The sequence below is a fragment of the Cellulomonas dongxiuzhuiae genome (genome assembly GCF_018623035.1).
GTDB classification, from domain to species: domain Bacteria; phylum Actinomycetota; class Actinomycetes; order Actinomycetales; family Cellulomonadaceae; genus Cellulomonas; species Cellulomonas dongxiuzhuiae.
The window spans coordinates 3467470-3493272 of sequence record NZ_CP076023.1 but is presented as its reverse complement, the minus strand read 5'-3'; the positions used below and the strand labels follow the sequence as shown (position 1 = coordinate 3493272).

Below are 25803 nucleotides of genomic sequence, written 5' to 3'. Positions count from 1 at the left end.
CCCTCTTTCGACGACTCAGCCCGGTCTCGACGACGGGTCGTCCCGCGGCGGGAGGTGGCGGACCCGTCAGAGCGTGAAGCGATCCGCGCGCTCGCGGACGCGGCCCTCGCCCAGGCCGCCGCGGGCGGTCGGGTCCCACGTGTACACCTCGGTGCCGGTGACGAAGACGTGCTCGGCCCGGGCGGTGACGTCGAGCGGGTCGCCGGACCAGACCACGACGTCGCCGTCGAGACCGGGCGTCAGGGCACCGACCCGCTCGTCGAGGCCCATGAACGCGGCCGGGTTCACCGTCAGCGCCCGCAGCGCGGTGTCGCGGTCCAGGCCCTCCTTGACGGCGAGCGACGCCTGGTGGACGAGGAAGTTGATCGGCACCACCGGGTGGTCCGTCGTGATCGCGACCCGCACCCCCGCGCGCGCCAGGACCCCGAGGTTCGCGATCGCGCGGTCGCGCAGCTCGACCTTCGTCCGTGATGTGAACAGCGGGCCGAAGATGACGGGCACGTCGCGCTCGGCGAGCACGTCCGCGACCGCGGCGCCGTCCGTGCCGTGGTTGACGACGAGCCGGTACCCGAACTCCTCGGCGAGGCGCAGCGCGGTCGCGATGTCGTCGGCGCGGTGCGTGTGCTGGTCCCACGCGAGGTCGCCCGCCAGTACGGCGGCGAGCGTCTCCTTGGCGAGGTCCCGCTCGAACGGCTCGCCCTTGGCGGCGGCGGCGTCCCGGCGCGCCGCGTAGCCCTGCGCCTCGACGAACGCCGCACGGATGACGGCGGCCACGCCCAGGCGCGTCGACGGCAGCTTCTTCTGGTCGCCGTACACGCGCTTGGGGTTCTCGCCCAGCGCCGACTTCACGGACACGTCGTGCCGGATGACCTGCTCGTCGACCGTCCGCCCGCCCCACGTCTTGATCGCCACGGTCCGCCCGCCGATCGGGTTGGCCGACCCCGGCTTGACCACGGCCGACGTCACGCCGCCGACGAGGGCGTCGCGGAACCCCTCGTCCTCGACGTTGATGCCGTCGATCGCGCGCAGCGCCGCACCGTTGGGTCCGGTCTTCTCGTTGGTGTCGTCACCGGCCCAGCCCTCGGCCTCCTCCATGACGCCCATGTGCGCGTGCGCCTCGACGAACCCGGGCAGCACCCAGCGCCCCGTCGCGTCGAGGACCCGCACGCCGTCCGGCACGACGACGTCCGTGCCGACGGCCGTCACGACACCGTCCTCGACCAGCACCGTCGCCCCGTCCAGCGGCGCCGACGCCACCGGGACGACGTACCCGCCGACGATCGCGACGGACCCCCGGGCGGTGCGGATGGGCGACAGAGGGGCGGGGGTGCGTGCGTCGGGCATGGGGCCATCATCGCGCGCGACGCCCGACCGACGCCCGCCGGGCGGGCCCCGCGCGCGGCGCGCGTGTGAGGGGAGCGTGCAGGTCCGCGCCGGGGCAGCCGGACGAATGTCCGGATCGCCGGACCTTCGTTAGCGTGGGCTCATGACCCAGGACCCCTCGCAGCCCCCCGAGGACCGGCCGCCCCACGGCTCCCGTCCCGCCCCCGATGCGACGTCCGCGCCGCGGACCGACCCGGGGGAGCTCGACCGGTGGCGCGCGCCCGTCGTCGGCGCCGTGCTCGGTGTCCTCACGCTCCCCGCGGTCGCGATGGCCCTGGTCGGCCTCGTCGTCCTGGCCGTGCAGGGCGTCGCGACGTGGCTGGTCGTCACCGCCGTGGCGCTCGTGACGACGTTCCTCGGCGGGTACGGCGCGGCCGTCGCCGCGCGTGGCGGGCACCGGGGCGTCGTGCACCGGCTCGGGCTGCTCGCGTGGGTCTGGGGCGTGGTCGTCGTCGTCCTGGCCGTCGTGCTGGCGCTGTCGCTCGACTCGTCCGAGCGCGTCGCGATCTCGGTGCTGCTCGTGCTCGGCGGCACCTACACCGTCGTGCTGGGGCTCGGGCTGTGGGCCGCGTCGCGCGTCCTGCCGGCGCCCGCCGAGCGTCGCGGTGGGTCCGAGGGCGTCGACGCCGGCCCTGCGACGCCGTCCGGTGCGTCGCCCACCGTCAGCGAGGTCCCCACGCCGACGCCCGCTCCCGACGACGACGAGGTGCTCGCGGACTGGCCCGAGTGGGGTGGCGCGGAGCGCGAGCCCGACGGTGGCCCCGGCCCGCGCCGTGACGTCGCCGAGGACATCGTCGACGTCGAGGTCGTCGAGGTGGTCGAGATCGTCGAGCCCGCCCCCGCACCCGCACCCGTCGGCCGTCGAACGCCCGCGATGCCGGCGCGCCCCGCCTCGCCGCCCGACGTCGAGCCCGAGCCGGTGCGTCCGCCGGAGCGTCGCAGCGTGACGTCCGGCGGCACGACGCCGCGGCGCACGACGTCGGCCGGCGACCCCTCGGCGACCGAGCGGATCGCGCGTCAGACCGGCGACGACGGTCCCCCCACGCAGCGGCTCCCCCCGCTCGATCCGTGAGGTCCCGCCCGGGAGGGCGACGTCGCGACCGACGGACGCGACGTCGCCCCCACCTGGGTTAAGGTGGTGCCCAGACCCCTCGTACGGCGTCATCTCGCTGAACTCCCCCAGGGCCGGAAGGCAGCAAGGGCAGGCGAGCTCTGGCGGGTGTGCGGGGGGTCCTTGCATGCCCGGAGGTCGTCGGCTCGTGCCCTCGCTCCCGCTCCTGCGCGCCCCGCCCCGCGCGCTCGCGGCCTTGCAGCGGCTGCTGCTGCTCGTCGGCAGCCTGACCCTGGGGGTGCTGCTCGTCGTGGCGGCCACGGAGGCGACGCGTCCGCAGCTGCACCGGGGTCCTGGCGGACGCCGTCGTCCGGGCGGACGGACACGGCCACGTCGTGGGGCCGGGCCGGGGGCGTCGGGGCTGGGGACGGCGGTGTCGGCGTGTGGGTGGGGGACCGTAGGCTCGGGGTGTGACGACCGCGCTGTACCGCCGCTACCGGCCCGAGTCCTTCGCCGAGGTGATCGGGCAGGACCACGTGACCGCGCCCCTGCGGCAGGCGCTGCGCTCCGGGCAGGCCAACCACGCCTACCTGTTCTCCGGTCCGCGCGGCTGCGGCAAGACGACGAGCGCGCGCATCCTCGCGCGCTGCCTCAACTGCGCCGAGGGGCCGACCGACACCCCGTGCGGCGTGTGCCCGTCGTGCGTCGAGCTCGCGCGCGGCGGCAGCGGGTCGCTCGACGTCGTGGAGATCGACGCGGCCAGCCACGGCGGTGTGGACGACGCGCGTGAGCTGCGCGAGCGCGCGACGTTCGCCCCCGCGCGCGACCGGTACAAGGTCTTCATCCTCGACGAGGCGCACATGGTCTCGCCGCAGGGCTTCAACGCGCTGCTCAAGATCGTCGAGGAGCCGCCGCCGCACGTGAAGTTCATCTTCGCGACCACGGAGCCCGACAAGGTCATCGGGACCATCCGCTCGCGCACCCACCACTACCCGTTCCGGCTCGTCCCGCCCGACGTGCTCGTGCCCTACCTGGAGCAGCTGTGCGCCACCGAGGGCGTGCCCGTCGGCCCCGGTGTGCTGCCGCTCGTCGTGCGCTCGGGGGGCGGGTCCGTCCGCGACACGCTGTCGGTCCTCGACCAGCTCATCGCCGGCTCCGGCGACGAAGGGCTGGTCTACGAGGGTGCGGTCGCGCTGCTCGGCTACACCCACAGCTCGCTGCTCGACGACCTCGTCGACGCGATCGCGGCGCGCGACGGCGCGTCGGCCTTCCGCGTGGTCGAGAGGGTCGTCGCGACGGGCCACGAGCCGCGGCGCTTCGTCGAGGACCTGCTCGAGCGGCTGCGCGACCTCATCGTCCTGTCGGCGTCGGGCGACGCGGCGGACGCGGTCCTGCGCGACGTGCCGACGGACCAGCTCGACCGGATGCGGCGGCAGTCCACGCACCTCGGCGCGTCGGAGCTGTCCCGGTCGGCCGACCTCGCCAACGCCGCCCTCACCGAGATGGTCGGCGCGACGTCGCCCCGGCTGCACCTCGAGCTGCTCATGGCGCGCCTGCTGCTGCCGAGCGTCGACGACTCCCGCACCGGGCTCGGCGCCCGGATCGACCGCCTCGAGCGCGGGTTCGCCGCGGGCGGCGGCGCCGCACCGGCCGCACCGGCCGCACCGGCGGCGCCGGCGGCGCCGGCGGCGCGCGACCACGCGGCACCGGTCGCAGCCCCCGCGCGGTCCGCACGTGCATCCGAGCCCGCGGACGCACGGGTCGCGCCGGGGACGACCGGCACGCCCAGCACCGCGGAGGTCCGCGCGTCGTCGACGGCACCGGCCGCGACCGGTGCGCAGGGACGTCCGGCGCCCGACGCCGGCGCCGGGCGCGACACCGGGTCGCGGGGGGACGCGCCGCGGGTCGACTCCCCGGCACCGGCCGTCGCGGCGACGGTGTCGCAGCCTGCAGCGCCCGCACCGGCCGCGTCGCCCCCTGCCGCGCCGACCGCACCGGCCGCCTCGCAGCCCGCGGCACCGGCTGCCTCGCAGCGTCCCGCGGCGTCCGCCGCCCCACCCGTCGCGCCGCCGGTCGCTCCGCCCGCCGCGCCGCCGGTCGCTCCGCCCGCCGCGCCGCCGGTCGCTCCGCCCGCCGCGCCGGCGCCGGGCGCGGTCGCCGCGGCCGCGGACACCGAGATGCTGCGGCGTCGCTGGCCCGACGTGCTCACCACGCTGCGGCGGCTGCGGCTGCCCTCGTGGGCGCTCGTCAACCAGCACGCGCAGGTCCTCGAGCTCGACGCCACGACCCTGCGCCTGGGCTTCGCGCAGCCGGGCCTCGTGACGACCTTCCGCAACAGCAACCACGCCGACGTCGTCGCACGCGCGCTGTCCGAGACGCTCGGGGTGACGGCACGCGTCGAGGCCGTGCTCGACGAGCCCGGCGGCGCGGTCGGGCACGCGTCGGCACCGGCGTCCGACGCGCCGCAGACGTCGCACGCCCCCGGGACCATGTCGCGCGAGCGCGCCGCGGCCTCCTGGGACGAGCCGGCGCCCGCCGCGCCGCGCGACGAGCCGAGGCCCGCTGCCGGTGACCGTGGTCCCGGACGCCGCGGCGACGGCACGACCCCGGACGGCGGACGTCCGGCCGGGGGACCCACCGCCGACGGGCACGCGACGACCGGGCACGCGACGACCGGGCACGGGAGCGCCGAGCAGGGGACCGCAGGACGAGGCGGTGACCGCGGGGCGTCCGCCGCGGCACCCGGCGGCGAGGCCGCGCCGCGGCCCGTCCCGCCGTGGGAGCCCGAGCCGGGCGACGGCCCGACGACGTCGGGTGCGTCCGGTGCCGCGCAGCGGGAGACCGCAGCCGGCTCCGGTCACGGCGCGCCGGCGGTCGTCGTCCACCCCGACGACGACATCCCGCCCGGCGACGAGCCGGACGACCCGTGGCGCGACGGACCGCCGTCCGCACGCCGGCCGGGCTCCGGGCCGTCGGGTCCGGGTGCCGGTCAGGGCCCGCGAGGCTCGGCCGCTCCCGCGGCCGGGACCGCCGCGCGTCCTGCCGCCACGGCCCGTCCCGGCGGCACGGCCCGCGAGCGCGGTGTCGCAGCCGCCCGCGCGGCGGCCGCCGAGTCGCGCGGCCGCGCCGCCGAGCCCGACGAGCCGTCGCCCGACGACCCGACGATCGGGCAGTCCGGTCTCCTGGGTGTCCCGCTGGTGGCGCAGGTGCTCGGTGGGCGCGTCATCGACGAGCAGATCGACGTCTGACCGCCGCGCGGCTCGACACCGGCCGGGCCCGTCGGTCCGACCGCCGCGCACGGCTAGGCTGACGGCGTGTACGAAGGCGCGATCCAGGACCTGGTCGACGAGCTCGGGCGGCTGCCCGGGGTCGGCCCCAAGAGCGCCCAGCGCATCGCGTTCCACATCCTGGCGGCGGACCCGGGCGACGTGCGCCGCCTCGCGGACGCCCTCACCGAGGTCAAGCTGCGCGTCCAGTTCTGCGAGATCTGCGGCAACGTCGCCCAGGAGCCGCAGTGCCGCATCTGCCGCGACCCGCGCCGGTCGCTGACGACGATCTGCGTCGTCGAGGAGGCGAAGGACGTCGTCGCGATCGAGCGGACGCGGGAGTTCCGCGGCCGGTACCACGTGCTCGGCGGCGCCATCAACCCGATCGGCGGCGTCGGGCCCGACGACCTGCGCATCGCCCAGCTCATGACGCGGCTGGCCGACGGCACGGTCACCGAGGTCATCCTCGCCACCGACCCGAACGTCGAGGGCGAGGCCACGGCCACCTACCTGGCACGCCTGCTCGTGCCGATGGGCCTGACGGTCAGCCGGCTCGCGTCCGGCCTGCCCGTGGGCGGCGACCTGGAGTACGCGGACGAGGTGACCCTCGGCCGCGCGTTCGAGGGCCGTCGTCGCCTGAGCGCATGACGTGCACGACGACGAGGGGGAGCGCATGAGCACCGACGACGGGCGTCCGACGGTGGACGCGGACCTGCGGGACATCGCGGACTCGGTCGCGTCCGAGGCCCGCGGGTTCCTCACGACGGTCACGGAGGTCGCGGCCGGCTCCGCGCCGGAGGCATCGCTGCCGCTGCTGCTGCTCGCGCTGTCCGACCTGCTCGCGGCGGGTGCGCGCCTGGGTGCGACCACGGACGTCGTGCCGCCGTCGCGCTTCGAGCCCGACGTCGGCCCGGACGCCGACCTCGAGCCGCTGCGTGTCAACCTGTCGAACCTGTTCGACGGCATCGACGAGTACGTCGAGGTCGTCGACCCGCTGCTGGGTCCCGAGGTCGAGGAGTCGACGATCTCCGGCGACCTCGTCGCGATCGTCGGCGCGCTGTCCCAGGGGCTGGCGCACCACGACCGCGGGCACGTCCTCGAGGCGCTGTGGTGGTGGCAGTTCAGCTACCTGTCCGACTGGGGCGAGCGGGCTGCGAGCACGCTGCGCGCCATCCAGACGATCCTCGCGCACGTGCGCCTCGACGTGGAGGACGACGTCGCGGCCGAGGCGGAGTACGACGCGCTGCAGCCCTGAGGCTGGTCCGCCCGCCGGCCGCCGACGTCCGGGCCGCCGACCGGAGGGGAGTGGACCGGGAGGCGGGGACGAGGGCGACCGGCGCGCGGCGTGGGTGGCCCGGCGCGGTGCCGGGGGTCAGGCCACGCGGGTGCCGCGTGGCAGGGTGCGCTGCGGGGTGCGCAGGCGACGGACGGCGACGACGAACCCGGTGGCCCCGAGCATCAGGTTCACCGCCAGCCCCAGCGGCCACACGGGCCCCGCGCCGTCCCGCGCGGGCACGCCCGGGTCCTGCGCGCTCCAGCACTCGTCGACGGGGACCGGCTGCCCGAGTCGCAGGTCGCGCACGGTCAGCGTACCGGTGACGACGATCCCCGCGATCGACTGCTCGTCGACGGCGGCGGACCCGGGCACGGCGCCGTCGGCGACGACCACGAACGGGTTGACGGCCAGCAGCCACCACGTCCACTCGGTGCGGGCCACGGACCGCTCCTGCACCGACAGCTCGCAGACGGGGTCGGCGGCCGCGCTCCCCGTCCCGTCCTGCAGGTCCTCCCAGTAGGAGTCCGGCGGGCCGTAGACCTGCACCTCCTGCGTGGTGCTGAGGAACGGGTAGGTCAGGCCGAAGAAGATGGGCGTGAACACCGTGAGCGCCGCGACGGTGACGAAGGTCAGGACGGTCGACCCGGCCGGGCGGGCGGCGAGCGTCGACCAGCCGAGGCCCATGCCGCACACGGCCGCCAGCAGCAGCGCGATGAGCACCACGACCCGCGGCAGCGTCGCGACGGGCACGCCGCCCATGGCCAGGGCGATGGCGAAGAACGGCAGGCTCACGACGAGGAACGCGCACGCGCTGAGCCACGCGGCGAGCAGCTTGCCGGCCGCGATCTCCGTCGGTGACAGGAGGGTGACCTGCAGCGTCGCGAGCGTCCCCGCGGCCCGGTCGCCGTTGACGGCGGTCGAGGTCAGGGTCGGCGTCACGAGCAGGCCCAGGCCCAGCACGAGCCCCGTGACGACGGCGAACAGCACGGCGCCGGCCTCGTCGGTGGTGGTGGCGGACTCGCTGAACAGCGTCAGGACGCCACCGGCCAGGAGCGTGATCGCGCCGACGACGACGAACCACACGACCAGCGCGGTCTTCCACCGCGACGAGCGCACGCGCTGCCGCAGCTCGAGCGCGGCCACGGTGCGCACGCCGTGCCAGGTCAGCGTCCAGGTGCCGACGGCCGGGGTCGTGCGCGGGGACGGACCGGCCGCCGGGGCCGGGGTGGTGCTCGTGGTCGCGGTCATCGTCGCTCCTCCTCCAGTGCGAGGTACGCCTGCTCGAGCGCACCGGCGGCGGGTGCCGACGAGACGACGGGGACGCCGGCGGCGACGGCGTCGCGCAGCAGCGCGGCTGCGCCCGCCTCGCCCTCGACGTCGACGAGCACGCCGCCCGCAGGGGCGGGGTCGCCGGCGGTGACGCGCGCGGCACCGTCGGGTCGGTAGGCGGTGCCGGTCGAGTCCAGCCAGGACGTCAGGGCCGCGAGCGAGAGCGACCGCACGTGCCACGTCCGCCGTCCGCCGGCGACCTGCGCCCCCGACATGCCGACGACGGTGCGTCCCCGCGAGAGGAACACGGCGTCGTCGGCCATCTCGTCCAGCTCGGACAGCACGTGCGACGACACGAGGACCGTACGGCCCTCGTCGGCCAGCCGGCGCAGCAGGATCCGCAGGTCGACGCGCGAGCGCGGGTCGAGGCCGCTCGCGGGCTCGTCGAGCAGCAGCACCTGCGGGTCGTGCACGAGCGCCCGCGCCAGCCCGAGGCGCTGCTTCTGCCCGCGGGACAGGACGGCGGCGGGCTGGTCGGCGTACTCGTCCAGGTGCACGGTCGCCAGGAGCTCGTCGACGCGGGCCGCGGCCGTCGCGCGGTCGACGCGGTACGCGTCGGCGAAGGTCGCGAGGACCTCGCGGGCCGTCAGGGAGTCCCAGGTGCCGAACGCGTCGGGCATCCAGCCGGTGCGGGCCCGGGCGCCGGCGTTGTCGGTGACGGGGTCGTGACCGGCGATGCGCACCTGCCCGGAGTCGGGCACGAGCAACCCTGCGAGGACGAGCAGCAGCGTCGTCTTGCCCGAGCCGTTCGGCCCGACGAGCGCGGTCACGGCACCGGCGCGGGCGACCAGGTCCGCGCCGTCGAGGGCCTTGACGGTCCCGAACGCGCGGCGCAGGCCGGTGACCTCGATGCCGTGCGCCCGGGCGGCGAGGGCCGCACCCGTGGTGCCGGGTGGCGTCGGGGCGTCGGGGGCGGGTGCGGGGCCGCCGGGCTGCTCGGGGCTGGCGTCGGGTGGCATGGCGCCACGCTAGGAGCCGGGCGCTGCGGGCGGGTCCACCTGCAGGGGGACAGGGGCGCGGGGGCCGTCGCACCGCGGGCTGACGTCAGCCGGACGGGCGTCCGGCCGACCGGCTCGGTCGGGATATCCTGCCGCTCCACGCACGTACGGCAGGAGGTCGCGATGAGGGGAGCCCTGCTCGTCCTCGTCGTCCTCGCGCTCGCGACCGTGCTCGGCCTCGCGTGGCGCGGGCGCAACGGCCGCTTCCGCCCTACGGGCGCGCCGCGCGCAGGCGCCGCGCCCGTCCCAGGGCCGCGCTCCGCGGCCGCCTCCGTCGACACCGGCCGGGACGTCGTCACGGCCCGCGACCTGGGCGTCGCGCTGGGCGAGCGCGCGACGTTCGTGCAGCTCTCGAGCGAGGTCTGCGCCGCGTGCCGCGCCACGAGCACCGTGCTCGCGGGCGTCGCCGCCGACGAGCCGGGCGTCGTCCACGTCGAGCTCGACGTGGCGGAGCACCTCGAGCTCGTGCGCCGGTTCGGCGTCATGCGCACCCCCACGACCCTCGTCGTGGGGCACGACGGCGCGCTGGTCGGGCGCATGTCCGGCGCGACCGACCGCCGTCAGGCGCTCGCCGCGCTCGCGTCGTGCGGCACGCCCGAGACCTGTCCGGGCATCCCCGCGGTCTGACGACCGGGCCCGCCGCGGGCCCCCGGTCGCGCACGTCCCCCCAACCGTCCTCCCGGAGGCCCCCCCATGTCCGCACCCCTGACGCCCCGCGTCACCGGCATCGACCCGCGCGGTCCGCGCGTCGGCGCCGCGCTCACCGCCGTCCTGCTCGTCGTCGTCCTGCTGCTCGGCGACAGCCGGCTCGCCACGGCGCTGCTCGCCCTCGTCGCCGCGAGCTTCGCGCGCGGAGCGTCGGGCGGCGTCGGCGCGACGTGGCAGGCGTGGCTGTTCGAGCGCCTCGTCCGCCCGCGCCTCGCACCGCCGGCCGCCCTGGAGGACCCCCGCCCGCCGCGCTTCGCCCAGCTCGTCGGCCTCGTCATCACCGCGCTGGGCCTGGTCCTGGGCCTGCTGGGCGTGACCTGGGCCGTCCCCGGCGCGGCCGCGGTCGCGCTCGTCGCGGCCTTCCTCAACGCGGTGTTCGGCCTGTGCCTGGGCTGCGAGCTCTACCTCCTGGGCCTGCGCGTGCGCACCCGCGGGGCCCGACCCGGCGTCTGACCCGGGCCCGGACGCCGACGCAGGTCGACCCGGCCCCGCTCGGCGGGACCGGGTCGGCCTCTCGTCGGTCCGCCGTCAGCAGCCCGTGCGCGACGACGCCACGACGACGTCGTCGTACCAGAGCGTGTCGGCGCCGTCGCCGTAGCTCTCCCAGCCGAGCCTGAGGTCGACGAGGCGGGGGGTCCACGCCTTGTTGTGCCACTGGCTGTCGATGTCGTGCGTGGGAGTGCCGTCGGCCACCAGGCCCGTGACCTGCGAGCCGTCGAGCCACGTCGTCAGACGCCCGGCGGGGTCGACCAGCGCCTCGATGCACGCCCACTGACCCGTGGGCAGCGGCTTGCTCAGTGCGACGCCCGACGGGCTCTGCTCCGGCAGGGTCGCGTCGTCGGACGACCGGTTCCACTGCAGCGCGCCGTTCTGGCCGCCCATGCGCAGGTCCTTGTTGCCGTCGTTGGCGTCCTTCATGGCCAGGAACGTCACGTGGGACGCCGGCAGCGCCGTGGTGTGACGCACCCAGAACCGCACGTACGTCGGCTGGCCGGCCGTGCCGGACACGGCGCCCGACGCCTGGACGAACACGTGGTTGCAGTAGCCGACCGCGCCGTTCACGCGCAGCGAGCGGTTGCCGCTGTGGGCGACGGACGAGTCGATGCTCGCGGTGCCGGTGCCCGAGCAGTCCGGGTGCACGACCGTCCACGGCGCGGCGGGGGCCGTGCCGGTCTGGGACTCGAAGCCGTCGCAGAACGCGCCCGAGCAGCCGCCCGGGTCGGGGTTTGGCGTCGGGGTGGGTGTCGGCGTCGGCGTCACGCTGGGAGTGGGCGTGGGCGTGCGCGTGGGCGTGGGCGTCGGCTCCCGGGTGGGGGTCGGCGTCGGAGTCGTCGGCTCGGGCGCCGGTGTCGTGTACGTCGGCGTCATGCTGGGGAAGGGTGGCATGTACTCGATGCAGTAGATGCCGTTCACCGTGATGTTCGTCGGCCGCGTCCAGGCCCCGCTCGAGGTGCCCTGGAAGCCGAAGCTGAACGTGCCTTGCGCCGCGACATTGCCGTTCCAGGCGACGTTCCGGAAGCTGTAGACGCCGTTCTCGCCGGACACCTGCGCGTTCCACGTGTTCGTCACGCGCTGCGTGGGGCTGTTCGTCCACTCCACGGTCCACTCGGACACGGGGACGTACATCATGATGGTCAGCTCGGAGACGAACCCACCGGACCAGGTGTTCGTCCTCTCCTCCTGCACGGAGCACTGGTAGATGGGCGAGAGCGCCGTCGCGGGCGGCGTCAGCGCGGCCACCAGGCCGGTGGCGGCCAGCGCCGCGGCGGCGAGCCCGGCGACGAGGGCGCGGAACCGCGCGGTGGTGCGTGTGGTCATCTGGGGTCCCCCTGGGCCGGTGGTTCGGCATGGTGCGGGCGCGACCCCGTCCGGGGGCGCCGGGGTCACAGTGCTCGCGCGCACGGCCGGTGACCAGGGGCCCAAACGCTTCAGGTAACGTCCCCAGGGCCGGTCGGTCACGCGCTGCCGTCCGGCTCGCGCGGCGGGGAACAGCCACGCGGCGGGTGCCAGGCGCAGCCACTCACGGCCGACCGAGGAGATCGCGTGCTCGTCCTCACCGCGGCGGACGTCCGCGCCGTCCTCGACATGCCGACGGCGATGGAGACGACCCTGGAGGCTGCTCGCGCGCACGTCGCGGGCCGGACGAGCGCGTCCGGGCGGGTCGCGCTGTCCACCGCGGCGCCCGCAGGGGAGTACCTGGTGATGCCGGGCACGGTCGGTGACGACCGCTTCGGCGTGAAGACCTGGTACACGGCCTCGCACGGTGGAGCCTGGTCGACCCGGGCGCTGGTGCTCGTCCTGGATCCCGAGACCGGGGACGAGGTGCTCATGGACGGCTCCGTGATCACCGATCTGCGCACGGGGGCGATGACGGGCATCGCCGCGACCCACCTGGCGCCGCCGGACGCGTCGGTGGCGACGGTCATCGGTGCCGGCGCCCAGGCGCGCACGCAGGCGCTCGCGCTCGCCGTGGCGCTGCCCGGGCTGACGACCCTGCGGGTGACGTCCCGCACGGCCCCGCGTCGCGACGCCCTCGTGGCGGCCCTGACGCGTGAGCTGGCGCCCTACGGGATCGAGGTGGTCGGCGTCGACGACACCGCAATGGCGTGCCGAGGTGCGGACGTCGTGGTCGCCGCCACCACGTCGTCGTCCCCGGTGGTGCGCCAGGAGTGGCTCGGCGCGGACGTGCTCGTCTGCGGCGTCGGCAGCCACGCGCCGGGCGCTGCCGAGCTGGACCCGCGGACGGTCGCGGCGGCCGAGGTCGTCGCCGTCGACACGCGTGCCGGGGGGATCGACGGCGCTGGTGACATCTCGCGGCCGATCGCCGACGGCCTGCTGCGGCGGCAGGACGTGCTGGAGCTCGGTGAGCTCGGCGAGCGCGAGCTGCCCCGGTCCGGCATCCGCGTGTTCAAGAGCGCCGGGTTCGCGGCGGCGGACGTCACCGCCGGTCACCATGTCGCGCGGGCCGCGCGCGCGGCGGGCCTGGGGCTGCGGATCGACCTGCACGGGCCTGCGACCTGAGCGCGGCCGGGGCGGGTGGGGGGCTGTCCTGCAGCCGGCCCCGTCGTCCATCATCCGGAATATCGGCGGTCCGCATCCTGGGCAAGGCCTAGACTCTCGGGGTCCCTGCCCGCACTCCCGGGAGTCCTCGCGCCGTGGCCCTCATCGTCCAGAAGTTCGGTGGCTCGTCCGTCGCCGACGCCGCCAGCATCAAGCGCGTCGCGAAGCGGGTGGTCGAGACGCGCAAGGCCGGGCACGACGTCGTGGTCGTCGTCTCGGCCATGGGTGACACCACCGACGAGCTCATCGACCTCGCGCAGCAGGTCACACCGCTGCCGCCGGTCCGCGAGATGGACATCCTGCTGACCGCGGGCGAGCGCATCTCGATGTCGCTGCTCGCGATGGCGATCCACAACCTGGGCGTCGAGGCGAAGTCGTTCACGGGCCAGCAGGCCGGCGTCATCACGGACGAGGTGTACGGCAAGGCGCACATCATCGACGTGTCGCCCAGCCGCATCAAGGACACCGTCGCGCGCGGTGAGGTCGCGATCGTCGCGGGCTTCCAGGGCGTCAACCCGACGACCAACGACGTCACGACCCTCGGCCGCGGCGGCTCGGACACGACCGCGGTGGCGCTCGCCGCCGCGCTCAAGGCCGACGTGTGCGAGATCTACACCGACGTCGACGGCGTGTTCACCGCCGACCCCCGCATCGTGCCGACGGCCCGCAAGCTGGACCGCATCGGCTACGACGAGATGCTCGAGATGGCGGCGAGCGGCGCGAAGGTGCTCATGCCCCGTTGCGTCGAGTACGCCCGCCGGTACGACGTGCCCGTGCACGTGCGCTCGTCGTTCTCGACGCACACCGGCACGCTCGTCACGAACCAGGAGGACCCCACCATGGAGCAGCCGATCATCGCGGGCGTCGCGCACGACCGCAGCGAGGCCAAGATCACCGTCGTCGGCGTGCCCGACGTGCCCGGCAAGGCCGCGCGCATCTTCGAGGTCATCGCCAACGCCGGCGTGAACATCGACATGATCGTGCAGAACGTGTCCATCGCGGCGACCGGCCAGACGGACATCTCCTTCACGCTGCCCGCGAGCGACGGCGCCCGTGCGACGTCCGCGCTGACGACGGACCAGCCGACGATCGGCTTCCAGTCGCTGCAGTTCGACGACACGATCGGCAAGCTGTCGCTCGTCGGCGCCGGCATGAAGTCGCACCCGGGCGTGTCCGCGAAGCTCTTCGCCGCGCTGTCGGAGGCCGGCATCAACATCGAGATGATCTCGACGTCGGAGATCCGCATCTCCGTCGTCACCCGCGCCGACTCGCTCGACGACGCGGTGCGGGCCGTGCACACGGCGTTCGACCTGGACGCCGAGGACACCGAGGCCGTCGTGTACGGCGGGACGGGGCGCTGACGTGGCGCAGGGTCTGAGGATCGCGGTCGTCGGGGCGACCGGTCAGGTCGGCGCCGTGATGCGCCGCCTGCTGGACGAGCGGGACTTCCCCGTCGCGTCCATCCGCTACTTCGCGTCGGCCCGCTCGGCGGGGACGACGCTGCCGTGGCGCGGTGACGACGTCGTCGTCGAGGACGTCGTGACGGCGGACCTGTCCGGCATCGACATCGCCCTGTTCTCCGCGGGCGGCGCGACGTCCAAGGAGCACGCGCCGCGGTTCGCCGCCGCCGGTGCGATCGTCGTCGACAACTCCTCGGCGTGGCGCCGGGACCCGCGGGTGCCGCTCGTGGTGTCCGAGGTGAACCCCGAGGCGCTCGACGACATCGAGATCGGGATCGTCGCGAACCCCAACTGCACGACGATGGCCGCGATGCCGGTCCTCAAGGTGCTGCACGACGAGGCGGGTCTGCGCCGGCTCGTCGTCTCGACGTACCAGGCGGTGTCGGGCTCCGGCCTGGCCGGTGCCCAGGAGCTCGACTCCCAGGTCCGTGCGGCGGTCGAGCAGGACACGCTGGCGCTCGTGCAGGACGGCGGGGCCGTCGCGTTCCCGTCGCCCGTGAAGTACGTCGCGCCGATCGCGTTCGACGTCATCCCGCTCGCGGGGTCGATCGTCGAGGACGGCCTGCACGAGACCGACGAGGAGCAGAAGCTGCGGCACGAGTCGCGCAAGATCCTCGACGTCCCGGACCTGCTGGTCTCGGGCACGTGCGTGCGCGTGCCGGTCTTCACGGGTCACTCGCTGAGCGTCAACGCGGAGTTCGAGCGCTCGATCTCCGTCGAGCGCGCGACCGAGCTGCTGGCGACGGCACCGGGCGTGCAGCTCGCCGAGGTCCCGACGCCGCTGGTCGCCGCCGGTCAGGACCCGTCGTTCGTCGGCCGCATCCGGCAGGACGAGGGTGCCCCCGAGGGCCGCGGCCTCGCGCTGTTCATCAGCAACGACAACCTGCGCAAGGGCGCCGCGCTCAACGCGGTCCAGATCGCCGAGGTCCTGGCCACCCGCCGCTTCGCGATCACCCCCGCCTGACCGCTCCATGAGGCCGGTCCGTCCCCGCGATGTCGGGGCCGGGCCGGCCTCGTCGGGCGACCGGTCGTCACGGACGACCCGGGCAGGTGGTTCCGGGGAGCCCCTCACGTACGCGCGGCAGCCCGGCGGCTGACGCCCGGTCCCAGCGCGCCAGCACGGCGACGCCGAACGCCGCCAGGCACCCGTGCGGCTAATACCCGAGCGCGAGCATCCCCGCAAACAAGACGGCCGGCGAGCACGCGAGCAGCGCCCGCACGCGGCGCCGACTCCCGGGGCCCGCGGTGAATGCGGCGACGACCGCCACAGCACCGAGCACGACGGCCTCGGCGCCCCACCACGCGTGCAGCGGTGAGGCCTCGTCGGCGCCGAGGTAGCTCACGGGTATCACAACGGCGTCGGTGAGCGTCGCGACGGCCAGGGCCCCACGAGCAGGGTCACGGCGATGGCGAGGAACGACAACGCGGCCAGCGCGCCGACGACGGCGTACGGGCCGCCCACCCACGCCCCGACGCTGCAGTACGGCTCGACCCCGGCGAGGGTGTCGACGACGGGTCACGACCACCCCGTGGCGACGAGGGGAAGGGTCAGCAGCGCCCACGCGGCGCCACCGACGGCGAGTACCGTCGCGAGCCGCGCCGAGGAGTCGATGCGTGCCGTCCGCGCGCCCGACCCGGGCACGTCCGTCCAGGCCCGCGGCTCCGCCCCGTCCGTGGCCGAGCCGTGGCTGCCCGTCCGCTCGTGTCGCACCACCCCTCCCGTTGGTCGGGCCCTGGCCGGCTGCCGCGGGCTTCGTCGCAGATGCTCCGGGGTCAGTCCCCGGGACAGGTGGACCCACCTCCGTGAGCCGAGGGGCAGGCTCCGACCGGCGTCACCCTCCGCTCGGCGGCGTCGCGGCCGGACCCCCCGGGGCGACGGGGGAGCGTCTCGCCGTCGAGGATCATCTGTCCCGCGCGGCTCTTCGTCTCCCCAGGCTCGAGGTCCCGCAGCGCGCTGAGCGCCTCGACGTCCTCACACGTACCCGGCGCCCCACAGCGCGGCGTGCAGCGCGCCGGTCCCGGCCGTGCCCGGGGGGATATGCAGCGCCTCCCCGTCGAGGACCATCTGCCCCGCGCGCTCCTGGGGCTAAAGCTGGCCGACGCGTAGCACTGCGTGCCTCCTGACTACCTCTGCGACCACGCCGGATGTGGAGTGGGCCGAGATCCTCGCGCGACGGGTCCTGCGCTGACCGCCCGGAAGCGCGGGCAAGGCTCGACGGGAGCGTTGAGGACGTCACGGTGGCGCGGCGATTAATCCTCACCTGAGAGGGACACTCACGTGTACGCCTCCACGGAGGGATCCCGGGTCTCTTGAACTCCTGCTTAGGTAACCTGCGGCCCTCATGATGCGATAGAGGTCCACCAGGTGACGCGCAATGTCACCAGCGCCACTGTGAGATGACGACCGTTCATGCGCTTCCGGGCCCGATCTGGCCGACGATTCCGTTCCATCCCTCCAGGGACTGCTGCACCTTCGGGCCCATCGTGAAGAAAGTCCAAGCCTTCCCCGCGGCGGACAGAACCTTGGCCACAATCGGGTGCTGCTTATCTGCGGAGTTGGGTCGGATGGCGAGCGCCCCGGCTAGCCGTTCTGCGGCCGCTTTGACGCCATCCGCCCCGACGGTCGCCAGATGGTCGATGGCCCACAGCATGTCGTGAATGCGAGCCACCAGGATAGCGCGTAGGTCAGCGGGAAGTCCTGAGTCGGCTCGTACTTCCTGCAGGACGTCAAGCAGAGTTGAGCGCAGTTCGGCGGTGACCTTCATATCGACCACGGCACCTTCGGACGCTGTGCTGGACAGCAGCGCCGACAGGCCTGCGAGGGCGGCTAATTCTGCGTGAGTCACCAGGCCGTGGGAGCCCTGCGTCATGTTGCGATCGGGGGTGAAGATCACGCCAGCCCACTTCTCCCCAAAGTGCAGCAGGAGTTCTGTCGCACCGGGCGAATCGATCCGCCCAACTACGCGACGTATGTCCGCCAGGAGCCCTGCCACCTCGCCGAGCGCGACAACGACCTCGCTCGGGTCGCAATCCAGCGTTAGCGCCCACGTATGGGTGATCGATCGGTTCTCGTGCGCATGCTCCTGGAACTCGGTCAGGAGCGCGTGCAGCCGCCCAGCGGGGTTGTCGGTCGCCATGACTGGAGGGTAGTGGCCGACGCCGACAGCTGGTGGGAGTAGCGCTCGCGTCGAGCAACCGCATTCGGAGGAACACAGCAGGGCACCCCAAGGCTCCACCGAGACCGCTGGATACCTGTCGGAGGGGCCGGGGACACGGCCGGGCCGGAGGGCAGCAGTGGACGTCGCGACGGTTGATGCGCGCAGCGTCGTACTCGCGCGGGCGACCGACCTGTTCGTCGCGTGCCGCGCCTTACCCTGGCGCACGCCTGCCGAGGACTCGGCGCGCGCCTTTCTCCGCGATTAGCTGACCCGGACGACTCCCTGGTGCGGGCAGTGGTCGGTGGTCTACGACGCGCCGGTCGTCGATTTCATCCAGATGAGGAACTCGACGTGCTGGTCGGCGTCTTCAGCGAGCACGAGCCCCAGGCGGGCGTGCGGCTCGGCGGGGCCCGCCGCAGATGCCCAGATGACCCCGGTAGCGCCATGACCCACAAGTCTTTCGACTCCCTCGCCTACCCACGCGGCGCCATCAATCATCCAAGTCCCATTCGGTGGAGTCCCAACGGGTGGAATTGAGCTTCACCTCGAGCGCAGATATCTCCTTCTCTCGCTGGTCGCGCTCTTCAGCGCCCACGTGTGACCCAATCAGTGAAGCCCGAAGCGCATCCCGACGCAGGGCAAAACTGGTCAGGCCTCCAGATTTTATGAGTTTGGTGGTGATTCCCAGTGCGTCGTCGTGCCTTCCTTCCGCGATGGCTAGCCGCGCCTGCAAACCGTGCTGCACATCCGCTCGAAGGCCGCGATACACCTTACCGATCCTCTGAATCGTCACAGATGCATCGCTGACACGATCCGTGCGCAGTTCGCAGAGCGCCAGATTTGAGAAGGCCTCAATTGGGGGCCGATCAGCCCCGTCAACCGCAAGGCGTGCATATCTGTATGCAGCCTCTTTGTCTCCAAAGGCGAGTTCAACCCGTGATTGCCTGTGGTTCGCAAACGCTGGCGCATCCACCGCATGCAAGAGATCTAGAAGGCCCCTCGCGGTAGTCTCGTCACGCGTCAGGCAGGCGATCTTGATTCTCAGGCTGACCACGTATGCGTTGTCTGGTTGTTTCTCTTGGGCTGCGGCAATTCGCTTTGCCGCATTATCGAGGTCCCCGACATGCAGGTAGCACTCTGCCAAGTCGCGTTCGAGGGCTAGCCCGCCCCGGCCCGCCCGGCGCGCCGCTTCATACTGCTTTATTGCCTCGCGGTGTTGACCTCGGTGTCGCTCAAGAAATCCGGCAAGGAACAGCGCCTCCTTGAGTTCGCCCAGTTTCTTTAACTCATTTATCGACTCCTGCGCGGGGGCGAACTCGCCAAGCTTGACGTCACTCTTTACCAGCCAAGTCAGAGACTCCAACGAGCGGTTCGCCACGTCAGCGAGAGCCGCGTGCGCTCGCGCCCGTTCGTAGTCTCGGTCGTGGTAGAACTGCTCTGCCAGGCTAAGCCAGTCCGAGACAAGCGCCAACGCGAGCGGGCGCGACTCCTCGCCTGCGCGAGCCAACGCGCGATAGTAGACACGTGAGAGATCGATGTATGGGCCGGGCTCGCCGGATAGTTCTAGCGATTTCCCTAGCGCTTCTGCCACGGCTCTGTACTCCGCGATACTGAGTGCTGGGTACTCGCGACTAACGAAGTCCACTACGGGCTCACTGATCTCGTACCAGTCGGTCCCGCGGACCGGGGAAACCAGTGACGCGTCGATCAATTTCGCTAGGGCGGTGTTGAGCTCGGCGCTCGGTCCGGTCACAGCGAGAAGGACGCTAATCGGCAGTGGGCTGTTCGCAGCGAGAAACCGGAGGAGTCGAGCCTCGTCCTGCTCCAACTTAATCTGCGCCAGATATCGGTGGAGAGGTCGCGGTTGATACTGTGATGAAACAGATGCGCCTGCAATGGCCGGGCCATATGTGGCGGCCATGCTGACTGCGGCAGTCGCGGCCGGCGGATATCCAGCAACCTGGTCCGCGAGGCGAGCAGCGTCGGTAGTTCGCAGATCAACATTCTTATCGCGCGCCAGCAGAGCGATCAGTTGGCGTGTTTCGTGCGTGCTTAGCGGTGCCACGTCAACGATCGGCGGAGGCGCGATAGATATCGAGTCAAGGCGAGGGCGTCTATTCGTGATGATTGCGGCGGTAAGGTCTGGTTGCAGCGCAAGTGCGGATAGCAGTTGGTGCACGGCCGGAGATGGGCGGCCAGAGTTGTCGAGAAGGCCTCCATCGTCGTATAGAACCACCAACTCGCCAAGCCCTGCGGCCTTCTCGATCAGTCGTGTGGTTTCTGCAAGGGCTTCATCCGCGCTGATTTCCTCGTAGCGTCTTGCGGCAGCGACGGCATCCGCGGCCGACGCGTATCCGTCAACTAGGTCGGCACACTTAATGGCGATCGAGTTTATGGTGTCGCCCGACTCAATTCGCAGCGTCAGTATCCGCGCAAAAGAGAGCGAGTCGCGCGCCACGCGCTCCAGCAGCGTCCGCCGGCCAATGCCGGGGAGTCCTCGGATGGCGACAATCGGCACCGATGCATCGTGATCGATAGGCACGACCGCAGACTGGAGGCTTGAGGTCTCATGGGCGCGGCCAACAAAGATTCGATGCTGCTCTTCCTGCACGAGCTCATCTATTGCAGCCCGGATTGCCCTGGCTATTGGACGCGGCGACGAACTTGTTACAAATTTGCTGCGACGCAGCCACAGGGGAAACTCTGAGATAGCTCGGGACTGGTCAAGTTGGACTACGATCACCCGCTTTATGCGGCGCGTTGCCACGTGATAATGCGCCTCGTTCTGCTCGAAGGAGACCCACGCCGACTTGAGCGCGTCACGACTAGCAAATAGCACGTAGACGCTAGACTCGGCGGCGAGGTCCTCCATGCCCTCGAGCAACTCGTCGCCACCCGTGAAGGCCCTCGTGTCGAGCAAGACGAATGGTCGGCCTACTTGCGCGGCCACTGCGTTGACCAATTTCGCATCGGAGTGCGAGTATGAGAAGAAGGCTCGAATCACGGCTTACTCCGATCAGTGGTGAGCGCGCGGGCCGTGGCTTGGCCGAGCTGATCGGATATTGCCAGGTTTCTGACGCTTCGCGCTAGGTATCGGCGGTGGTTCGTGCTGCACAGGGAAGCCGTCCAGGCGACCGAACGGTGTAGTCCCGGGGGCTGCGCCGTGAGTCTCTTGGCCCGAGCCGGCGGTGAGTTCGCCGCGCCTACCCCCGCGGGTCGATCGGGAAGTTCTGGTCGAACACGTGGTCGGGGTCGTACGTGCGCTTGAGCGCGCGCAGCCGGTCGAGCGTGAGCGGCGGGAACGCGTCGAGCAGGCGCTCGGCGCGCGGGTCGGTCTCGAAGGACAGGTAGAGGCCGTCCATGTGCGGGTGGGCGAGGCGGTCCCACGCGTCGTCGAGTCCCGCGCGGCGCGTGCGGCCCGCGAAGGCGCTGACGACGAGCTCCTGGTGCCGGTGCGCGTACGCCGTGGCGTCGGGCGCGACGTCGTTGCCCGCGCCGCCCGTGGCGCGCAGCTGCATGAGCCCCGCCTCGCCCGAGCCGAGCAGCGCCCCGAGGTCCGCCGCGGCGGCGGGCGTCATGGTCGGCAGCAGCCCGGACCGGGTGACGGGCGGCGCACCGCCGTCGTGGTGCTTAGCGACGGGCCCGACGACGCCCGAGTACGGCGTCAGCGACGCGCGCTGGTCGAGCACGGGCCCGGCACCGAGCAGCTCCTCGAGCACGGTGACCGCCGACGTCGTGTCGTCGTCGGCCCACACGGTCATGGCCTGCGCGAGCGGCTGGCGCCCGCCGCCGCCGGCCTGCAGGTGCAGGAAGCTCGTGAGCTGCCGCGGCGCGTCCCGCACGGTGCGGCTCCAGCGCTCGACGAGCCGGACGGGGTCCGACGCGTCGAACGTCATGGTCGCGTACACGACGTCCGGCACCTCGGCCGCCTCGATCTCGACCCAGGTGACGACGCCCAGGTTGCCGCCCGCACCGCGCAGCCCCCAGAACAGCTCGGGCTCGCGCTGCGCGTCCACCACGTGCACGGTGCCGTCGGCCGTGACCACCTCGTACGCGACGACGTGGTCGATCGTCAGTCCGTACGACCGCCCGAGCAGCCCGATGCCGCCCGTGGTCGCCAGGCCCCCGACGCCCACGCCGCCGTAGTCCCCGGACGAGATCGCCCACCCGCGCGGTGCGAGCGTCGCGGCGACCTTGCCCCACGTCGCGCCGGCGCCCAGCCGGACGCGTCGCGTCGCCTCGTCGACGACCGTCACCTCGTCGAGCGCGCCGACGTCGAGCAGGACGCCGCCGTCGTTCGTCGAGCGGCCCGAGATGCCGTGGCCGCCGGAGCGCACGGCCAGCGGGCCGTGCTGCTCGCGCGCCCAGCCGAGCGCGTCGACCACCTGGGGCGTCGTGCGGGGGAGCAGGACGACGCCGGGCGCGCCGCGCCGCATGTACGTCGAGCGCAGCGCCGTGTACGCGCGGTCGCCGGGCTCGACGGCGGTGACGTCGGCCGGGACCGTGTCGTACGCGATGCCGTCGGCGCGCTTCGCGAGCGCGGCCGCGCTGCGGACCGGGCCGGCGGCGGTGCCGGACGTCGCCCGCTCGGCCGCGACCGCGTCGCGCACCGCGGGCGCGACCTGCTCGGCGAACGTGCGGATCGTCCCCGGGTCGTCCGTGGCCAGGACGAACGTGCCGATGCCGTCCTCGAGCGCGTACCGGGTGAGCGCGTCGACCCACTGCTCGGGCGGGCCGTCGAGGCCGCCGCCGGGCGCCGGCGTGAAGCGTCCGCCGATGTTCAGCAGGCGGCGGATCTCGCGCGGGTCGCGCCCGGCCCCGGCGGCGGACTCGTCGATGGTCGCGTTGCCGCGGCCCAGGTCGCCGGGCTGGAGGTACGCCAGCGACGGCAGCCAGCCGTCGGCCTTGCGCCCGATGAGCCGCAGCATGCGCGGCTTCAACGCGCCGACCCAGATGCCGATGTCGTGCGCCGGGGCCGGTCCGCGCTTGGCGCCCGCGAGCCGGTGGTGGTCCCCGTCGACGCGCAGCGGGCCGCGCCCGTCGGTGTCCCACAGCGCGCGGATGACGTCGATCGCCTCGTCGAGGGCGTCGACGGCCTCGCCGGGCGTGAGTCGCGGGACGCCCATGGCCTCGATCGCGTCCCAGAAGGCGCCCGCGCCCAGGCCCAGCTCGACGCGCCCGCCGGAGAGCAGGTCGAGGCTCGCGGCCGCCCGCGCGAGGACGGCCGGCGGGCGCATCGGCACGTTGAGCACGTTGCCGGACAGGTGCACGCGCCGGGTCCGTGCGGCGACGTAGGAGAGCAGCGTCCACGTGTCGAGGAACGACGGCTGGTACGGGTGGTCCTGGAACGTCACGAGGTCGAGCCCGGCGTCCTCGGTGAGCACCGCCAGCTCGACCGACGCCTGCGGGTCGGCGTTCTGCGGGGTGAGGAACGTGCCGAACCGCAGCTCGTGCCCGTAGTCGGTCATGACGTCTCCTCCAGGTCGTGTAGTGGGTAGATCATATGCACGACAGACGATCTAGTGGAACACGGGTATGCTGAGGGCGTGACGCACACCACGACCCGCGCCGCAGCGCCCGCCCCGGAGCGCTCGGCCGACGACCTGGGCTGGCAGCTCGGCACGCTGCTCGCACGCTGGCGCGAGAGCGTCGCCGACGCTCTCGCGGGCATCCCGGCAGGCCCGCGCGGCTACCACCTGCTACGTGCCGCCGCGCACGCGGCCGCCCCGCCGACCCAGGCCGCGCTCGCGAGCCACCTCGGCATCGACCGCACCGTCATGACGTACCTGCTCGACGACCTCTGTGACGCGGGCCTGGTCGAACGCTGCCCCGACCCCGCCGACCGCCGGGTCCGCCGCATCGCCGCCACCGACGCGGGCCGCTCCGCGCTCGCCGACGTCGAGGACCGCATGACCGCCGCGGAGACCGAGGTGCTGCGCGGGCTGAGCGCCGGCGAGCGCGACACGCTGCGCACCCTGCTCGCGCGCACGACCGGCACCGCCGCGCCCGGCGAGGACCGCTGCGCCGTCGTGAGCGGCTGACGGCGCCACCGGCACCGCGAGCGCCACGAGCGCCGCCGGCGCCATGAGCCGCCACGCGCAACCAGGGACCGCCGCTCCCTGGATCGACGCTGCCTTCTCCGCCCCCGCGCGTGCGCCCAGCCTGGCACCACGAGGCCGCACCGGGCGGCCGGGCACCGGGAGGCCACCATGACCGGCACCACCACAGGCGCCACGGGCACCGCGGACACCACGCACACCACGGACGCCACGGACACCACGGACACCACGGACACCGCCGAGGGCGCGCGGGTCGCCGTCGTCACGGGTGGCAACCGCGGCCTGGGTCGCGCGAGCGCCCTGGCGCTGGCGGCCGACGGCACGGACGTCGTCCTGACGTACCGGCAGCACGAGGACGAGGCGGCCGCGGTCGTCGCGGAGGTCGCCGCGCTCGGCCGGCGCGCGGTCGCGCTGCGGCTCGACACCGGCGACGTCACGGACGTCGAGGGCTTCGCCGCACGCCTCACCGCGGCGCTGCGCGAGACCTGGGGGCGCTCGTCGTTCGACGTGCTGCTCAACAACGCGGGCCACGCGCTCGCGACGCCGCTGGGCGGCACCACGGCCGACGACCTGCAGAGCCTGTTCGACGTGCACGTGCGCGGCGTCTTCCTGCTGACCCAGGCCCTCGCGCCGCTCGTGGCCGACGGCGGTCGCGTCGTCAACGTGTCGAGCGGGCTCGCGCGCTTCGTGCAGCCCGGCGACCACGCCGGGTACGGCGCGATGAAGGCGGCGGTCGAGGCGCTGACCCGCTACTGGGCGGTCGACCTCGGCGGGCGCGGCATCACGGTCAACGTCGTCGCACCGGGGCCCGTGGCCACCGACTTCGCGGGCGGGGCGGTGCGGGACACCGGCGGGCTCCGCGCGGCGCTCTCCACGCAGGCCGCGCTGGGACGCGTCGGGGAGGCGGCGGACATCGGCGCCGTCGTCGCGGCCGTGGCCTCGCCCGCGCTCGGCTGGGTGACGGGCCAGCGGATCGAGGCGTCGGGCGGCACGCGGCTGTGACGACCGCGCCGCACGCGCCGGTGGCGCACCCGCCGGGCCTTGCCGCACGCCCCGTGCGGGCGAAGACTGCGCGCGTGGACCGACTGCAGCTGGCCGACTTCCTGCGCACGCGCCGTGAGGCGCTGCAGCCCGAGGACGTCGGGCTGCCGCGCGGGTCGCGGCGCCGCGCGCCCGGGCTGCGCCGCGAGGAGGTCGCGCTGCTGTGCGACATGTCGAGCGACTACTGGTCGCGCCTGGAGCAGGCGCGCGGGCCGCAGCCGTCGGACCAGATGCTCGCGGCGATGGCGCGCGGCCTGCGGCTCTCGCTGGCCGAGCGGGACCACCTCTTCCGGCTGGCCGGGCGGCCCGCGCCCGAGCGCGTCGGGCGCGGCGAGCACGTCGCACCCGGGCTCATGCGGGTCCTGGACCGGCTGCACGACACGCCCGCGCAGGTGATGACGGACCTGGGGGAGACCCTCGCGCAGAACGCCGCCGCCGCCGCGCTGCTCGGTGACGACGCGGGGCTCGTCGGCCTGGACCGGGCGGTCGTGCACCGCTGGTTCGCGGACCCCGCGTCGCGCGACGTCTACCCGCGCGAGGACCACGACCTGCGCGGACGCGTCTTCGTGGCCGACCTGCGGGCCGCGCTCGCACGCCAGGGCCCCGGGTCGCGGGCCGCCCGGGTGGTGGAGTCGCTGCTCGCGCGCAGCGACGAGTTCGGCCGGCTGTGGGCCGAGCACGAGGTGGGCCTGCGGCACGAGCCCCGCAAGCGGCTCGTGCACCCCGAGCTCGGCGAGATGCTCCTCGACTGCCAGAAGCTGGTCGACGTCGAGCAGGCGCAGGTCCTCCTGGTCTTCACAGCGACCCCCGGGACGCCCGACGACGACAAGCTGCGCCTGCTGGCGTCCCTGGGGCCGCGCCCGGTCCTGCGCTGACCCGCACGCACCCCACGGGACGTGGTCACACGCGTGACCACTTCCCGTTCGGGCGCACGCTCGGATGACCACGTCCGTCAAAGGCTTGTCGTGCGCGCGGTTCTGTGGTTCATTAGTCGAGTAATGAACCACAGAACCA

General features: G+C 73.6%; 21 protein-coding genes and 1 other RNA gene. 13 read left to right on the top strand and 9 right to left on the bottom strand.

What is annotated here, in order from left to right; genetic code table 11:
* Positions 1–66: 66 nt before the first annotated feature.
* Positions 67–1344: an amidohydrolase gene (locus KKR89_RS15765; protein WP_208196276.1), complete on the bottom strand. Its 1278-nt coding sequence runs from the start codon at positions 1342–1344 to the stop codon at positions 67–69.
* Between the two features lie 142 nt (positions 1345–1486).
* Between KKR89_RS15765 and KKR89_RS15760 the strand changes: the two genes are divergently transcribed.
* The 5 genes from KKR89_RS15760 to KKR89_RS15740 all read left to right on the top strand — a co-directional run bounded on the left by KKR89_RS15760 (position 1487) and on the right by KKR89_RS15740 (position 6955).
* Positions 1487–2455 (top strand): hypothetical protein, encoded by a 969-nt coding sequence (locus KKR89_RS15760; RefSeq protein ID WP_208196275.1) that lies wholly within the window; start codon positions 1487–1489, stop codon positions 2453–2455.
* Between the two features lie 70 nt (positions 2456–2525).
* Positions 2526–2622: signal recognition particle sRNA small type (gene ffs, locus KKR89_RS15755), an RNA gene on the top strand.
* Between the two features lie 282 nt (positions 2623–2904).
* Positions 2905–5682 (top strand): DNA polymerase III subunit gamma and tau, encoded by a 2778-nt coding sequence (locus tag KKR89_RS15750; protein WP_208196274.1) that lies wholly within the window; start codon positions 2905–2907, stop codon positions 5680–5682.
* 66 nt (positions 5683–5748) lie between these two features.
* Positions 5749–6348, top strand: coding sequence for a recombination mediator RecR (gene recR, locus KKR89_RS15745; protein ID WP_208196273.1), 600 nt, complete (start codon positions 5749–5751; stop codon positions 6346–6348).
* Positions 6349–6373: 25 nt separating this feature from the next.
* Positions 6374–6955, top strand: a complete 582-nt coding sequence (locus KKR89_RS15740) for a DUF5063 domain-containing protein (protein ID WP_208196272.1) — start codon at positions 6374–6376, stop codon at positions 6953–6955.
* A gap of 117 nt (positions 6956–7072) precedes the next feature.
* Here KKR89_RS15740 and KKR89_RS15735 read toward each other — a convergent pair whose 3' ends face one another.
* Positions 7073–8224, bottom strand: coding sequence for an ABC transporter permease (locus KKR89_RS15735; RefSeq protein WP_208196271.1), 1152 nt, complete (start codon positions 8222–8224; stop codon positions 7073–7075).
* The gene (locus KKR89_RS15730; protein WP_208196270.1) at positions 8221–9264 is read right to left on the bottom strand and encodes an ABC transporter ATP-binding protein; all 1044 of its coding nucleotides are present in this window, start codon (positions 9262–9264) and stop codon (positions 8221–8223) included. Before KKR89_RS15730 ends, KKR89_RS15735 begins: the two co-directional genes overlap by 4 nt.
* 162 nt (positions 9265–9426) lie before the next feature.
* Between KKR89_RS15730 and KKR89_RS15725 the strand changes: the two genes are divergently transcribed.
* Both KKR89_RS15725 and KKR89_RS15720 read left to right on the top strand, forming a co-directional pair.
* On the top strand, positions 9427–9930 hold the full coding sequence (locus KKR89_RS15725; RefSeq protein WP_208196269.1) for a thioredoxin family protein: 504 nt from the start codon (positions 9427–9429) through the stop codon (positions 9928–9930).
* Between the two features lie 66 nt (positions 9931–9996).
* Positions 9997–10464: a DUF4395 domain-containing protein gene (locus KKR89_RS15720; protein WP_208196268.1), complete on the top strand. Its 468-nt coding sequence runs from the start codon at positions 9997–9999 to the stop codon at positions 10462–10464.
* A gap of 75 nt (positions 10465–10539) precedes the next feature.
* Here KKR89_RS15720 and KKR89_RS15715 read toward each other — a convergent pair whose 3' ends face one another.
* The gene (locus tag KKR89_RS15715) at positions 10540–11829 is read right to left on the bottom strand and encodes a cellulose binding domain-containing protein (RefSeq protein WP_208196267.1); all 1290 of its coding nucleotides are present in this window, start codon (positions 11827–11829) and stop codon (positions 10540–10542) included.
* Positions 11830–12054: 225 nt separating this feature from the next.
* Between KKR89_RS15715 and KKR89_RS15710 the strand changes: the two genes are divergently transcribed.
* The 3 genes from KKR89_RS15710 (at position 12055) to KKR89_RS15700 (ending at position 15495) form a co-directional block, all read left to right on the top strand.
* Positions 12055–13032: an ornithine cyclodeaminase family protein gene (locus KKR89_RS15710; RefSeq protein WP_208196266.1), complete on the top strand. Its 978-nt coding sequence runs from the start codon at positions 12055–12057 to the stop codon at positions 13030–13032.
* Positions 13033–13166: 134 nt separating this feature from the next.
* Positions 13167–14432, top strand: coding sequence for an aspartate kinase (locus KKR89_RS15705; RefSeq protein ID WP_208196265.1), 1266 nt, complete (start codon positions 13167–13169; stop codon positions 14430–14432).
* A gap of 1 nt (position 14433) precedes the next feature.
* Positions 14434–15495, top strand: coding sequence for an aspartate-semialdehyde dehydrogenase (locus tag KKR89_RS15700; RefSeq protein ID WP_208196264.1), 1062 nt, complete (start codon positions 14434–14436; stop codon positions 15493–15495).
* Between the two features lie 190 nt (positions 15496–15685).
* Here KKR89_RS15700 and KKR89_RS15695 read toward each other — a convergent pair whose 3' ends face one another.
* The 5 genes from KKR89_RS15695 to KKR89_RS15675 form a co-directional block, all read right to left on the bottom strand.
* On the bottom strand, positions 15686–15874 hold the full coding sequence (locus KKR89_RS15695; RefSeq protein ID WP_208196263.1) for a hypothetical protein: 189 nt from the start codon (positions 15872–15874) through the stop codon (positions 15686–15688).
* A gap of 173 nt (positions 15875–16047) precedes the next feature.
* A complete protein-coding gene (locus tag KKR89_RS15690; protein WP_208196262.1) occupies positions 16048–16242 on the bottom strand; it encodes a hypothetical protein in 195 nt (64 codons plus the stop codon).
* A gap of 697 nt (positions 16243–16939) precedes the next feature.
* Positions 16940–17668, bottom strand: a complete 729-nt coding sequence (locus KKR89_RS15685; protein ID WP_208196261.1) for a hypothetical protein — start codon at positions 17666–17668, stop codon at positions 16940–16942.
* A gap of 511 nt (positions 17669–18179) precedes the next feature.
* Entirely contained in the window at positions 18180–20693 is a 2514-nt protein-coding gene (locus tag KKR89_RS15680; RefSeq protein ID WP_208196260.1) for a TIR domain-containing protein, read from the bottom strand.
* A gap of 199 nt (positions 20694–20892) precedes the next feature.
* Positions 20893–23157 (bottom strand): LLM class flavin-dependent oxidoreductase, encoded by a 2265-nt coding sequence (locus tag KKR89_RS15675; RefSeq protein ID WP_208196259.1) that lies wholly within the window; start codon positions 23155–23157, stop codon positions 20893–20895.
* Positions 23158–23235: 78 nt separating this feature from the next.
* On the opposite strand from KKR89_RS15675, the gene KKR89_RS15670 reads away from it, so the two are divergent.
* The 3 genes from KKR89_RS15670 to KKR89_RS15660 all read left to right on the top strand — a co-directional run bounded on the left by KKR89_RS15670 (position 23236) and on the right by KKR89_RS15660 (position 25664).
* Entirely contained in the window at positions 23236–23730 is a 495-nt protein-coding gene (locus KKR89_RS15670; RefSeq protein WP_208196258.1) for a MarR family winged helix-turn-helix transcriptional regulator, read from the top strand.
* Positions 23731–23898: 168 nt separating this feature from the next.
* Entirely contained in the window at positions 23899–24750 is an 852-nt protein-coding gene (locus KKR89_RS15665; protein ID WP_208196257.1) for an SDR family NAD(P)-dependent oxidoreductase, read from the top strand.
* 74 nt (positions 24751–24824) lie between these two features.
* Positions 24825–25664, top strand: coding sequence for a helix-turn-helix transcriptional regulator (locus KKR89_RS15660; protein ID WP_208196256.1), 840 nt, complete (start codon positions 24825–24827; stop codon positions 25662–25664).
* The last annotated feature ends 139 nt before the right edge of the window (positions 25665–25803 follow it).